Source organism: Mycobacterium sp. (assembly GCF_049278535.1).
Classification (GTDB): domain Bacteria; phylum Actinomycetota; class Actinomycetes; order Mycobacteriales; family Mycobacteriaceae; genus Mycobacterium.
Genome location: NZ_JBAPMI010000308.1, coordinates 15687 through 27477, shown reverse-complemented (window position 1 = coordinate 27477; position 11791 = coordinate 15687). Strand labels below are relative to the sequence as shown.

The 11791-nt window shown below is 64.5% G+C and carries 15 protein-coding genes; 10 read left to right on the top strand and 5 right to left on the bottom strand.

From position 1 onward, the window contains the following. Window positions 1–26: 26 nt before the first annotated feature. Window positions 27–1094, bottom strand: coding sequence for a ferredoxin reductase (locus WAO18_RS20515; RefSeq protein WP_422208070.1), 1068 nt, complete (start codon window positions 1092–1094; stop codon window positions 27–29). A gap of 69 nt (window positions 1095–1163) precedes the next feature. On the opposite strand from WAO18_RS20515, the gene WAO18_RS20510 reads away from it, so the two are divergent. Then, complete coding sequence (locus WAO18_RS20510; protein WP_422208069.1) at window positions 1164–1838, top strand: TetR family transcriptional regulator; 675 nt, start codon at window positions 1164–1166, stop codon at window positions 1836–1838. Between the two features lie 4 nt (window positions 1839–1842). On the opposite strand, the gene WAO18_RS20505 is transcribed toward WAO18_RS20510, so the two are convergent. After that, window positions 1843–2277, bottom strand: a complete 435-nt coding sequence (locus WAO18_RS20505; protein ID WP_422208068.1) for a MarR family winged helix-turn-helix transcriptional regulator — start codon at window positions 2275–2277, stop codon at window positions 1843–1845. A 59-nt stretch (window positions 2278–2336) separates the two neighbouring features. On the opposite strand from WAO18_RS20505, the gene WAO18_RS20500 reads away from it, so the two are divergent. The 3 genes from WAO18_RS20500 to WAO18_RS20490 all read left to right on the top strand — a co-directional run bounded on the left by WAO18_RS20500 (window position 2337) and on the right by WAO18_RS20490 (window position 4432). Further along, a complete protein-coding gene (locus WAO18_RS20500; protein ID WP_422208067.1) occupies window positions 2337–2663 on the top strand; it encodes an antibiotic biosynthesis monooxygenase family protein in 327 nt (108 codons plus the stop codon). 7 nt (window positions 2664–2670) lie between these two features. Next, on the top strand, window positions 2671–3465 hold the full coding sequence (locus tag WAO18_RS20495) for a DUF427 domain-containing protein (RefSeq protein ID WP_422208066.1): 795 nt from the start codon (window positions 2671–2673) through the stop codon (window positions 3463–3465). 466 nt (window positions 3466–3931) lie between these two features. Further along, window positions 3932–4432 carry a hypothetical protein gene (locus WAO18_RS20490; RefSeq protein ID WP_422208065.1) on the top strand — a complete coding sequence of 167 codons (501 nt, stop codon included), beginning with the start codon at window positions 3932–3934 and terminating at the stop codon, window positions 4430–4432. Between the two features lie 16 nt (window positions 4433–4448). Here the strand turns inward: WAO18_RS20490 and WAO18_RS20485 are convergent, their stop codons facing one another. Further along, window positions 4449–5063 carry a GNAT family N-acetyltransferase gene (locus WAO18_RS20485; protein WP_422208064.1) on the bottom strand — a complete coding sequence of 205 codons (615 nt, stop codon included), beginning with the start codon at window positions 5061–5063 and terminating at the stop codon, window positions 4449–4451. 26 nt (window positions 5064–5089) lie between these two features. On the opposite strand from WAO18_RS20485, the gene WAO18_RS20480 reads away from it, so the two are divergent. Further along, complete coding sequence (locus tag WAO18_RS20480; protein ID WP_422208072.1) at window positions 5090–6382, top strand: acyl-CoA dehydrogenase family protein; 1293 nt, start codon at window positions 5090–5092, stop codon at window positions 6380–6382. On the opposite strand, the gene WAO18_RS20475 is transcribed toward WAO18_RS20480, so the two are convergent. Both WAO18_RS20475 and WAO18_RS20470 read right to left on the bottom strand, forming a co-directional pair. Continuing rightward, a complete protein-coding gene (locus WAO18_RS20475) occupies window positions 6379–7284 on the bottom strand; it encodes an alpha/beta fold hydrolase (protein WP_422208063.1) in 906 nt (301 codons plus the stop codon). The genes WAO18_RS20480 and WAO18_RS20475 overlap by 4 nt on opposite strands. 11 nt (window positions 7285–7295) lie before the next feature. After that, on the bottom strand, window positions 7296–7751 hold the full coding sequence (locus tag WAO18_RS20470) for a MaoC family dehydratase (protein WP_422208062.1): 456 nt from the start codon (window positions 7749–7751) through the stop codon (window positions 7296–7298). Window positions 7752–7875: 124 nt separating this feature from the next. On the opposite strand from WAO18_RS20470, the gene WAO18_RS20465 reads away from it, so the two are divergent. The 5 genes from WAO18_RS20465 (at window position 7876) to WAO18_RS20445 (ending at window position 11747) form a co-directional block, all read left to right on the top strand. Then, window positions 7876–8373, top strand: coding sequence for a metallophosphoesterase family protein (locus WAO18_RS20465; protein ID WP_422208061.1), 498 nt, complete (start codon window positions 7876–7878; stop codon window positions 8371–8373). A gap of 56 nt (window positions 8374–8429) precedes the next feature. Beyond that, window positions 8430–8876, top strand: coding sequence for a MarR family winged helix-turn-helix transcriptional regulator (locus tag WAO18_RS20460; protein ID WP_422208060.1), 447 nt, complete (start codon window positions 8430–8432; stop codon window positions 8874–8876). A 2-nt stretch (window positions 8877–8878) separates the two neighbouring features. Continuing rightward, window positions 8879–9700: an ATP-binding cassette domain-containing protein gene (locus WAO18_RS20455; protein WP_422208059.1), complete on the top strand. Its 822-nt coding sequence runs from the start codon at window positions 8879–8881 to the stop codon at window positions 9698–9700. Continuing rightward, a complete protein-coding gene (locus tag WAO18_RS20450) occupies window positions 9690–10517 on the top strand; it encodes an ABC transporter permease (RefSeq protein WP_422208058.1) in 828 nt (275 codons plus the stop codon). The genes WAO18_RS20455 and WAO18_RS20450 overlap by 11 nt, the downstream gene beginning before the upstream one ends. Window positions 10518–10754: 237 nt before the next feature. Beyond that, window positions 10755–11747 carry an esterase family protein gene (locus WAO18_RS20445; protein ID WP_422208057.1) on the top strand — a complete coding sequence of 331 codons (993 nt, stop codon included), beginning with the start codon at window positions 10755–10757 and terminating at the stop codon, window positions 11745–11747. Window positions 11748–11791 lie beyond the last annotated feature (44 nt).

Here is an 11791-nt window from a genome sequence, read left to right as displayed (position 1 = left end):
GGTGAGCCTCCTATTGCCTGGTGGACTTAAAGGGCGATGTCGACGTCGCCGACGGGAACGGACACGCATATCTGCACGTCCTCGCCGGGGGCGGTGGACACCGCACCGCTGGTCAGGTTGCGAACCACGCCGCTGGTCTTGCGGCGGGTGCAGGTGTGGCAGATGCCCATCCGGCATCCGTTTGCGGGGTTCAGTCCGGCGGCCTCGGCCTGCTCGAGCAACGAGCGGCCATCGTCGGTGATCTCGACGGCACTGTCGGAGAACGTGACTCGACCACCGGACGGTTGCGCCGGCAGGTCGAGCTTGGGCGGGACGAAACTTTCTGATTGCGCGTCCGCGCAGTGCTCGCGGACGGCATCGACCAAAGCCGCTGGGCCGCAGACGAAGACGGCATCGGGCTCCGGCATGGCCGCCGCCAGGTGGTCGGCATCGAACCGGCCGTTGAGGTCGCCGCCGGTCGATCGGGTGTAGCCGTGCAGCACCCGGACGCCGGGCATCGCGGCCAGCTCGTCGTGGTAGCAGGCCTCGGCGCGGCTGCGCGCGTAGTGCACGAATGCGATCTCACCGCTGTGGCCTTCGTTGACCAGTGTGCGCAGCATCGCGATGACCGGCGTGATCCCGCTGCCACCGGAGACGAACAGGATGCGGCGGGGCCGTTGCGCAGGCAGGACGAAGTCGCCGCCCACGCCGGTGAGCCCGACTACCATGCCGCGCCGCGCGCGCTCGTACAGGTATGTCGAGACCAGTCCGCCGTCGTGCTGTCCGATGGTCAGCTCGAGGTGTGCGGCGCCTTCGGCGTTGGCGGGCGAGTAACACCGGGTATGCCGGCGCCCGTCGATCTCGACGGCAAGGTTGATGTATTGCCCGGCTGCGACGGCGTCGGTGAACGCATCGTTGGGCGCCAGTACCAGGGTGACGCTGCGCGGGGTGTCCCGGCGCACGTCGACGACCTTCGCGCGGCCCTCGGCCAGCGTCCAGGCCGGGTCCACCTGTTCGGTGTATCGGTCGACGCCGTGCGGGCCGGTAAGCAGGTTGACTAGGTTTGATCCCAGCACCCGCTTCGTCAGAGTTTGTGTGGAGTTCTGAGTGAACATATGTATACCGTCCGCGCACATGCCCCAGTTCGTCAAGGGTTTTCCCAGCTCTGTGTTACGGTTCACACGGTGAACAGTCGTGCGCCTAGCTCACGTCCGCACCGATCGGGGCGTGCACGCAGGGGCGATGGGCCGTCTCGGGAGGAGCGCAAGGAAGCGACGCGGCGGGCGATCGTGGCCGCGGCGCTCAAACTTCTCGACGAACACAGCTTCAGCGGCCTGAGCCTGCGTGAGGTGACCCGCGAAGCAGGCATCGTCCCCGGGGCGTTCTACCGCCACTTCGAATCGATGGAGGCGCTCGGGCTGGTCCTGATCGACGAGTCGTTCCGGACCTTGCGGGACATGCTGCGCGGTGCCCGAGCCGGCAAGCTCGACCCCAACCGGGTGATCGAGTCCTCGGTCGAGACCGTCGTCGCAAGTGTCACCGAACGTCGCGAGCACTGGCGCTTCATCGGCCGCGAGCGCTCAAGCGGCGTGACCGTGTTGCGGTATGCCATTCGCACCGAGTTTCGGCTCGTCACGTCCGAGCTGGCCACCGACCTCGCCCGCTTCCCAGGTCTGAACACGTGGAGCACCGACGACCTCAACATCTTGGCGATGCTGTTCGTCAACTCGATGATCGTCATCGCCGAGGCACTGGAAGATGCCCAGGGTCCCGATGCCATCGACGAGATCCGCCAGACCGCGGTCAAACAGTTGCGGATGATCGTGATCGGCATCAACGGCTGGCGCAGTAGCCTCTAAGCGCCTACCCGCTTTCCAGGTTCTTAGCGCAGCTGAGCAAAACCTCAGCAACGCTTCGCTTTTCGCGCGCCGACACGCCATGCAGCATGGCATCGTCGACAGCGAACACCGCATCATGTGCTGCGCGCAGGCGCTTCGAGCCGAGGCGAGTCAGCGCCAATGAGCGTGCGCGCCCTCGCGGTTCGGCATCGGCGGTCTCGATCAGGCCCGCCGCGCGCAACCCGGTCAGCATGTCCTGCAACGACTGACGCGTGACGAAACACAATCGCGCCAGTTCCGCTGCGGAGGCCTCCGGGTGCTCGTCGAGTGCACGCAGCGTCGCGTACTGGGCCATCGATATACCGGTGGGCTTCAGCGCGGCGTCGCACTGACGGCGTAATCCTTGCTGGACGCGTTTCACCAGATATCCGATGGATCGTTCGGCATCGGACGGCTGCATGACAGGAACCTTACACCGGTGCTATCGTTACGTCAGGAACCTGACATTAGGAGGACGCCATGTCTGTCATCACCGCGCACGCCGATCACGCGACGCTGATCAACGTGTTCACCGTGCAACCGGAACGGGCCCGGCAGCTCGCCGACCTGTTGACCAAGGCCACCGAAGACGTGATGCAGCACGTCGACGGGTTCATCTCGGCGAACATCCACCTCAGCACCGACCGCACCCGGGTGGTCAACTACGCGCAGTGGCGCAGCGCCGAGGCAATGCAAGCGATGCTGCAGAACCCCACCGCCCGCGAGCACATGGCGCAGTGCGCCGAGCTGGCCGACGCCTTCGAACCGCACCTGTACACCGTCGAGTCGGTGCATTCCGCGCCATGATGGAGTGATGGGCACCCGAATGCGAGACCTGCTCGGCGGCGCATTGCCATCGCTGCGCTACGAGCCCACCGAGAAGCACCTTCGGATAGACCTGGACGGCGAGCTGGTCGCCGACACCATCGACGGGCTGCTGGTGTGGGAGCCGCGCCGCCTGGTCCCGACCTACGCCGTGCCGCACACCGACGTTGCGGCGCGGCTGGAATCGGCGGGCCGCGTCGATGATCTCGCCGAGTTACCCGTTCTGGTCCCGACGAATCCTTTTACGGCGCATACGTGTACCGGCGAGATGTTCGACGTCATTGTCGGTGCGCGGCGCTGCCCGTCGGCCGCCTTCCAAGCCGACGATCCGGACCTGGCCGGTTATCTCACCTTCGACTTCAGCGCATTCACCTGGCGCGAGGAAGCCGAACTGATCGTGTCCCACCCTCACGACCCGTTCAAACGGATCGACATCCTGACGAGCACCCGACACGTCCGCGTCGAGTGGAACGGCCGGCTGCTGGCCGAGTCGACGCGCCCACTGTTGTTGTTCGAGACCTCGCTGCCGATCCGGTTCTACCTTCCGCGCGCAGACGTCGCCGTCGAACTCGAGTCGACCGACACGGTCAGCGACTGCGCCTACAAGGGCCGGGCGTCCTATTTTTCGGTGCCCGACGGCCCCGCCGACATCGCCTGGACATACCGCCATCCGCTCCGCGAAGCCGAACCCGTGCGCGACTACGTCGCGTTCTTCAACGAGAAGGTGGACATCGACGTCGATGGGCAACGTTGGCAACGACCCGTCACCCCGTTCTCGGACTGAGTGTTGTGGTAGTGGACTTACCTAATGACTTCTGCCCTGACTGACTCGCCACATCGGTCGAACCGGCTCTACCCGCTCGTCGTGAGATGCGTTGGAGGTCAATGAGGATCTATGACATGCACCATCGCAACCGAGGGAAGCATCATGAGAGATCTAGACCCGCAAACCACGGCCGACTTCTGGGACGCATACCTCCGGGCCGCCGGCACCGGTACCAACCTGACGCAGGTCAGCCGTGCTTTTCCTGAGGTTGGCGTTCCGGTGTCAATCGGGTCGGGAACTGCCTGTGCACCAATCACTTTTGCCTGGGACCTCGTATTGCTACCGCCTCCGATCGCTTCGGGACTGTCACCCAGGGCTGCGTAGAGCTGGCCTGCTTGTCATAACTGCCTGCACAAAGCGCGCTCAAAGAGAACGTCGTGGCGCATCATGGTCCAATGCCGCTGCGGACCGAGAGGCGAAACCGATGACCACATACCGTCTGCGCAGTTTCGTCGGTTGGTGCGCCGCGTCGCTCACGATCGCCCTGTCGCTTCCCCTGACCGCCGTCGCCGATACGCCGTCGTGGAACGGCGAGTACGCGATCACGTTCATGGTTGGTCCAAAGTCCGGGACCAGCATGGCGGTGGGTGACCCCGAGGGCCAGCACACCGAGACCTATGGATTCCGATCAAGCTGTACGAGCGGAAAATGCGTCGCCACGATCGTCAGCGGCCCTGCGCCGAGCAATCCGACGGTTCCGCAACCGGTTCAATTCACCTGGGATGGGTCGTCCTGGACGCAAGTCACTGATTTTCAGTGGGACTGCATGATGCCCGACACCACTATCCAATGGAGTCCGGCCCGATCCAAAGTGCGCTACACGCCCCAATCCAACGGAACACTTGACGGTGTCATGCACACCGACATCTTGAGCGGCCCGTGCCAGGGCTGGATCGAGATGGACATGACCGCCGCGCGCGCATGACAGTCCAGGGTTGCGATTACCTCGGGGACCGCCACATCGGCCACAGCGTCGGACCCCCATCGGGTACCACGATCTCACCGGTGACCTCGAAGCCGAAACGCTGGTAGTACGGCACGTTTTCGGCCTTGCTGGATTCCAGATACGCGGGCGCATGTTCTGCGTCCACACGGTCGAGGCGAGACCGCATCAGTGCCTGCCCGTAGCCTTTGCCACGCACCGAGGTGTCGCTGCCGATCACCGCGAGATACCAGTGCGGTTCCTCCGGGTGCTGTGACTTCATCTGCTCGAGCAGTCCGCCGAGCTTGCGGCCCGTCGTCAGCCGCGGCCCGAATCCCAGGATGAACGACGGCAGCATCCTCAGCTGTTCGCGCCCGGTCTGCTTCCAACGGCCGGGCGGATCCCAGAGCGCGGCCGCGCCGATGGCCGACCCGTCGGTCGCCACCTCCACACCGCCACCGGCGAGATGGTGGTGCCGGGTGACGGTCGCGAAGAACTTCCGCAGATGCGCTGCCCGTGCCTTGGCGTCGGGCATGATCCAGACCGACACCGGGTCGTCGTAGAAGGCGCGGCCAAGCGCGTGCGACAGCTCAGAGACATCGGCCTTGTGCCCAGGACGCGTATGGATTGTCATTGGCAGCCAGAGTAGTAGCGTCGGGAATCGTGTGGGATTTCGAGACGGACCCTGAATACCAGAAGAAACTCGACTGGGTCGAAGTATTCATGGTCAACGAGCTCGAGCCGCTCGATCTGGTGGCGCTCGACCCGTACGACAAAAAGAATCCGGAGACTATGGCGACCCTGCGGCCGCTGCAGCAGCAGGTCAGGGATCACGGCCTGTGGGCCGCACACCTGAAACCCGAACTCGGCGGCCAAGGCTATGGCCAGGTCAAGCTAGCGCTGCTGAACGAAATCGTGGGCCGGTCCCGCTGGGCCCCGTCGGTGTTCGGCTCGCAGGCACCGGACTCCGGCAACGCCGAGATCCTGGCCCTGTTCGGCACCCCCGAGCAGAAGACGCGCTATTTAGAACCTCTGCTCGCCGGAGAGATCACCTCGTGTTACTCGATGACCGAACCGCAGGGAGGTTCGGATCCGGGCCTGTTCGTGACCCGCGCCGAGCGCGACGGCGACTCCTGGGTGATCAACGGCGAGAAATGGTTTTCCACCAACGCCCGGCACGCCACGTTTTACATCGTCATGGCGGTCACCAACCCCGAGGCCCGCACCCGCGACAAAATGTCGTTGTTCATCGTCCCCGCCGCAACCCCAGGCGTCGAGATCATCCGCAACGTGGGCGTCGGCACGGAGTCGCACGCCACTCACGGTTACGTCGGTTACACCGACGTCCGGGTGCCCGCCGACCACATCCTCGGCGGCGAGGGGCAGGCCTTCGCGATCGCGCAGACCCGGCTGGGCGGTGGGCGCATTCATCACGCCATGCGCACCATCGCATTGGCGCGCCGCGCATTCGACATGATGTGTGAGCGGGCGGTCTCCCGCCAGACCCGAATGGGCCCGCTGTCGAATTTCCAGATGACCCAGGAGAAGATCGCCGACAGCTGGATCCAGATCGAACAGTTCCGGTTGCTGGTGCTGCGCACCGCCTGGCTGATCGACAAGCACCACGACTATCAGAAGGTCCGTCGCGATATCGCCGCAGTCAAGGTGGCGATGCCGCAGGTGTTGCACGACGTCGCTCAACGCGCCCTGCACCTGCACGGCGCGCTCGGGGTGTCCAACGAGATGCCGTTCATCAAGATGATGATCGCCGCGGAGTCGTTGGGGATCGCCGACGGCGCAACCGAGTTGCACAAGATGACCGTGGCCCGCCGCACGCTGCGCGAATATGAGCCGGTGTCAACGCCTTTCCCGTCGCAGCACCTGCCGACCCGGCGCGCCGAGGCGCAGGCCCGGCTGGCCGAGCGCCTGGAGCACGCAGTCGCCGAGTTCTAACTGCCGGCGGTGACGCGGTCGATGTGGGCCAGAAAATGCTCCAGCACCGCGTCGGGCGCCTCGAGCTGCGGCCAGTGCCCGATGTCGTCGGCGAGCATCACCACATCGGCACCGGGTATCACCTCGACATAGCGGCGCGCCATGTGCGCACCGGAGTTAGGGTCGATCGGCCCGTCGATCAACCGCATTGGGACATCGGTCTCCCGCATGGCCCGCACCCACCGATTCCGGTGGGTATGACGGTCTTTGATGAAGCGGCCAACTTTGTGCAGCACGCGCCGGCCATCGTTGTAGTCCAGGATCTGACTGAACACGTCCATCATGTGCCGTGTCGGCTTGGTGTTCGGGCCGAACATCTCCCGCAACGTCGGCTCCAGCAGACGGCGTGACAGCGGACTGTTCTGCACCGGACTCAAGATGTCGCCCAATGGAGTTGCCGACAGCAGTTTCTGTGCCGCCCGCGGTGTATAGGTCTCCACGAACATGCCGCCGTTGAGCCAGGTGATCGAATCGATGCTCAGCGCACCATAGGCGTGTTGACGAAATTCGTGACGTGCCAACAACTCCTGACCTACCGAGTCGCCGATGTCATGGGCCAGAATGTGCGCGTTGCGGATGCCCAGGTGGGCCAGCAGCGCCTCGTGCATGTCGGCGTGGTCGTGCACCGAGTATTCGTAGGCGACCGGCTTCGCGGAGAATCCCATGCCCATCATGTCCGGCGCGACCACGGTGAATCGTTGAGTCAACGCTGGCCAAATCGGTGCCCAGTCAAAGGAATTGAACGGGTAGCCGTGGATTAGCAGCAGCGGCGGACCGCTGCCCTCCACCCGATAGAAGATCTCGAAGCCAAGGTAGTCGAAGTACAGTCCGTCATCCAGCCAGGAAGCCAGGTCTGAGTCCATGACGCGCCGCCCTACGAGACGTAGCGCACGACGCTCTCGGCCACGCACGCCGGTTTGTCCGAGCCCTCGACCTCCACGGTCGTCGACACGGTGGCCTGGACCGCGCCGTTGCCCAGGTCCTCGACATTGACCAGCGAGCTCTTGGCGCGCACCCGGGAACCGACCGGGACCGGCGCGGGGAACCGAACTTTGTTGAGGCCGTAGTTGATTGCGAGCTTGATGCCGTTGACCGTGTACATCTGGTGCTGCAGCCGCGGCAGCAGGGCCAGCGTCATGAAACCGTGCGCGATCGTCTTGCCGAATGGACCCTTGGCCGCTCGCTCCGGGTCGACGTGAATCCACTGGTGATCACCAGTCGCGTCGGCGAACAGGTTGACATCTTCCTGGCTGATCGTCACCCAGTCGCTCTCTCCGATGCTTTCACCCTTGATCGAGGCGAGGTCGGCGACTGATTCGAAGGTGCGCATAGCGTTTCTCTCCTTTGAGTCGGCCCGATGGCGAGGCGGGCGGCGCTGTTGAACATCGTGCCACTCGCCCGTCGAGGAGACGCCGTCGGGACCTTTCGGGCCGGATTTGTTGCAGGATGGCCGGGTGAGGTTGCTGCTGATCGCCGATACGCATGTGCCGCGCCGCGCCCACGATCTGCCGCCGCGGGTGTGGGACGAGGTGGCGCAGGCAGACGTCGTTGTGCACGCCGGGGACTGGGTGGTGCCCGAGTTGCTCGACGAGTTGACGGCAAAGGCCGCGCGACTGGTGGCGTGCTGGGGCAACAACGACGGGGCCGTCCTGCGTTCGCGGTTGCCCGAACGTGCCGACGTCGTTCTGGACGGGTTGCGCTTCACCGTCGTCCACGAGACCGGTGCCAGCGCCGGCCGGGACGCACGCATGTCACGCCAATACCCCGACACCGACGTGCTGGTGTTCGGTCACAGTCACATCCCCTGGGACACCACGACCAGCACTGGTTTGCGGCTGCTGAATCCGGGTTCACCGACCGACCGCCGTCGGCAACCCTTCTGCACATACATGACGGCATACGTCGCCGGCGGCGCGCTCACCGACGTCGTGCTTCACCGGGTGGAGAAGTAGCTCGCTGCTAGCTCGCACATAGCGTCCGCACATCTTTAGCTCGTAAACAGATACAAGTGAATACTCTCATCGACCCCGTCACCGAGGTGTCACGCGTCGTCGGCAGATTCCGCCGGCAACTGCGCCGGTCGGCCGAACGTGGTTTCGACTCGGCACGTCTCACCGAATCGCAATCAGAGCTGCTCTGGCTGGTCGGCCGGCAACCGGGCATATCGGTCAGCGCCGCCGCTGCCGAGCTGGGACTGGTCGCCAACACCGCCTCGACGCTGGTTTCCAAGCTGGTCAACAAGGGCCTACTCGTGCGGACCGCGGCCCAAACCGACCTCCGCGTCGGCCAGCTGCGACTGGCCGCGGCGGCTCAACAGATCGTCGATAACTCGCGCGCGAGCCGGCGGGCCGCGTTGTCCGAGGTACTCGGCGAACTCGACGCCGACCAAATCGACTCTCTGACAAAGGGCTTGGAAGTACTCGAAACGATGACCCAACGATTGCAGGAGCGATGAGAATGACCCCAGCACTGCCGATGGCGGTCGACGCCCGGAATCTGACCCACCGCTACGGCCAGTTCACCGCCGTCGATGATGTGACGTTGCAGGTGCGGCCGGGCGAGACGATGGGACTATTGGGTCCCAACGGAGCGGGAAAGACCACGGTGGTGCGGATGCTCACCACGCTGATACCCGTACAGCAGGGCGAGCTGCGCATCTTCGGCCTGGATGCCCGCGACCAGACGATCGATATCCGCAGCAACATCGGGTATGTGCCCCAACAGCTTTCGATCGAGTCCGCGCTGACCGGCCGCCAGAACGTGGCCTGGTTCGCCCGGTTGTACGGTGTGCCGCGCAGCCAGCGATCTGAGCGCGTGGATGAAGCACTTAACGCCATGGAGTTGGTCGACGTCGCCGACCGGCCGGCCGGAACCTACTCCGGCGGGATGGTGCGCCGATTGGAAGTGGCGCAGGCGCTGGTGAACCGCCCGTCGCTGCTGGTGCTCGACGAACCCACCGTGGGTCTGGACCCGATCGCGCGCGACCGCGTCTGGAACCACGTGCTGAATATGCAGGGCCAGTTCGGCATGACCGTGCTGCTGACCACGCACTACATGGAGGAGGCCGACGCGTTGTGCGACCGCGTTGCGCTGATGCATCGCGGCAAGCTTCGTGCCGTCGGTACGCCCACAAAGCTGAAGTCGACCGTGTCGTCCTGCGCCACGCTTGAAGACGTCTTCCGGCACTACACCGCGTCGGACTTGGCGAAGCAGACCGAAACCTCCGGGTCGATCCGTGAAATCCGTTCCAGCAGAAGGGTTGCCATCCGTGCCGGTTGATACCGCCCTGGAGCCCGCACCCGTCAGGCTGACCCGTGCTCCGCGCGGATGGCCACGCGTGCCGGCGACGTTGAGCCGCGTCAGCGCTTTCGCGATCGTGGAGATGCAGAAGCTGCGGCACGACCGCACCGAGCTCGTCACGCGGATGGTGCAGCCTGCGCTGTGGCTGCTGATCTTCGGCACGACGTTCAGCAAGCTGCACGTCATCAACACCGGGCCGGTGTCGTATCTGGCCTTCCTGGCGCCGGGCATCATCGCCCAGTCGGCGTTGTTCATCTCGATCTTCTACGGCATTCAGATCATCTGGGACCGCGATGCCGGGATCCTGGCCAAGCTCATGGTCACGCCCGCGCCCGCGTCGGCGCTGATCTCCGGCAAGGCGTTCGCGGCGGGCGTGCGATCGGTGGCCCAGGTCGTCGGCGTGTTGGCACTGGCCTATGTGATGGGCATCGGGATGACGGTCAACCCACTGCGGATCCTGGCCGCGATGGCGGTTGTCATGCTCGGGTCGGCGTTCTTTGCCTGCCTGTCGATGACGCTGGCCGGCCTGGTGCGCAGCCGCGACCGGCTGATGGGGATCGGCCAGGCAATCACCATGCCACTGTTCTTCGCGTCCAACGCGCTCTATCCGGTCGATGTCATGCCGACCTGGCTGCATGCGCTCAGCACGGTCAACCCACTCAGTTACGAAGTCCACGCCCTGCGGGCGCTGCTGATCGGCACGCCGTTTCACATCCTGGACGTCGTGGTGTTGCTGGTAGCTGCGTTGATCGGAATCGGCACTGCATCAACGCTGTTGCGACGCCTGGTCGCGTAGGTCACGAATAGCTCACGCCCCCTGCTGAATTCGTTCAGCAGGGGCTTTTGGCATGTCAGGCCCCCTTCCGATTTCCAATCGTTATCTGCGAGTGACCACTGAAGCTCAATCGTTAGCGAACCGCGATCACACACCCCGAGACGAACCACAAGCGTGTGACTCGCACCGTGTTTGACTGCCACAGACAGCTATTCGACCGCACTATGCGGCAGATGAAAGTTGGGATGTGTAGGAGCTATGAAGTTCGCAGAGAAGTTCCGCGGTACGGCAGGTCGTCTGCCGCGCCGGTTGGCAATCGCGATCATGGGGGCAGCACTGCTGTCCGGTCTGGTCGGTGCTATCGGGGGCTCGGCGACAGTGGGGGCGTTCTCCAAGAAGGGCCTGCCCGTCGAGTATCTGCAAGTACCGTCTGCGGCGATGGGCCGCAACATCAAAGTCCAATTCCAGGGCGGCGGGCCGCACGCGGTCTACCTGCTCGACGGGTTGCGCGCACAGGACGACTTCAACGGCTGGGACATCAACACGCCCGCGTTCGAGGAGTACTACCAGTCCGGCCTGTCGGTGATCATGCCGGTCGGCGGACAGTCCAGTTTCTACAGCGACTGGTACCAGCCGGCATGTGGCAAGAGCGGTTGCCAGACCTACAAGTGGGAGACATTCGTGACTCGCGAACTCCCGGCCTATCTGCAGGCTAACCGGGGCATCTCGCCGAATGGCAATGCCGCCGTGGGTCTTTCGATGGCGGGTGGTTCCTCAATGATCCTGGCCGCGTACTATCCGCAGCAGTTCTCCTACGCCGCATCATTGTCCGGCTTCCTGAACCCCTCCGAGGGCTGGTGGCCGACGCTGATCGGTCTGGCGATGGGCGATGCGGGCGGCTACAACGCCAGCAACATGTGGGGTCCGACCAGTGACCCGGCGTGGAAGCGTAACGACGCGATGGTGCAGATACCCCGCCTGGTGCAGAACAACACCCGCATCTGGGTGTACTGCGGCAACGGCACTCCGAACGAACTGGGCGGCGACAGCATGCCGGCCAAGTTCCTCGAGCAGTTCACGCTGCGCACCAACGAGCAGTTCCGCGACAACTACACCGCCGCGGGCGGCAGAAACGGCACGTTCAACTTCCCGCCCAACGGAACGCATGACTGGGGTTACTGGAACCAGCAACTGGTCGCCATGAAGCCCGACATTCAGCGGACGCTGAGCGCTGCTCAAGGCGCCACCTGATAGGTCCCCCCAAAGCATCGGCAGCAGCGCACCCCCAGCGCTGC

Bases quoted from the DNA above. Each gene is read 5' to 3' on its own strand.
- WAO18_RS20455 (WP_422208059.1), top strand. From the start codon at position 8,879: ATGACCCCAGCACTGCCGATGGCGGTCGACGCCCGGAATCTGACCCAC.
- WAO18_RS20495 (WP_422208066.1), top strand. From the start codon at position 2,671: ATGGGCACCCGAATGCGAGACCTGCTCGGCGGCGCATTGCCATCGCTG.
- WAO18_RS20475 (WP_422208063.1), bottom strand. From the start codon at position 7,284: ATGGACTCAGACCTGGCTTCCTGGCTGGATGACGGACTGTACTTCGAC.
- WAO18_RS20470 (WP_422208062.1), bottom strand. From the start codon at position 7,751: ATGCGCACCTTCGAATCAGTCGCCGACCTCGCCTCGATCAAGGGTGAA.
- WAO18_RS20485 (WP_422208064.1), bottom strand. From the start codon at position 5,063: ATGACAATCCATACGCGTCCTGGGCACAAGGCCGATGTCTCTGAGCTG.
- WAO18_RS20445 (WP_422208057.1), top strand. From the start codon at position 10,755: ATGAAGTTCGCAGAGAAGTTCCGCGGTACGGCAGGTCGTCTGCCGCGC.
- WAO18_RS20515 (WP_422208070.1), bottom strand. From the start codon at position 1,094: ATGTTCACTCAGAACTCCACACAAACTCTGACGAAGCGGGTGCTGGGA.
- WAO18_RS20500 (WP_422208067.1), top strand. From the start codon at position 2,337: ATGTCTGTCATCACCGCGCACGCCGATCACGCGACGCTGATCAACGTG.
- WAO18_RS20505 (WP_422208068.1), bottom strand. From the start codon at position 2,277: ATGCAGCCGTCCGATGCCGAACGATCCATCGGATATCTGGTGAAACGC.
- WAO18_RS20490 (WP_422208065.1), top strand. From the start codon at position 3,932: ATGACCACATACCGTCTGCGCAGTTTCGTCGGTTGGTGCGCCGCGTCG.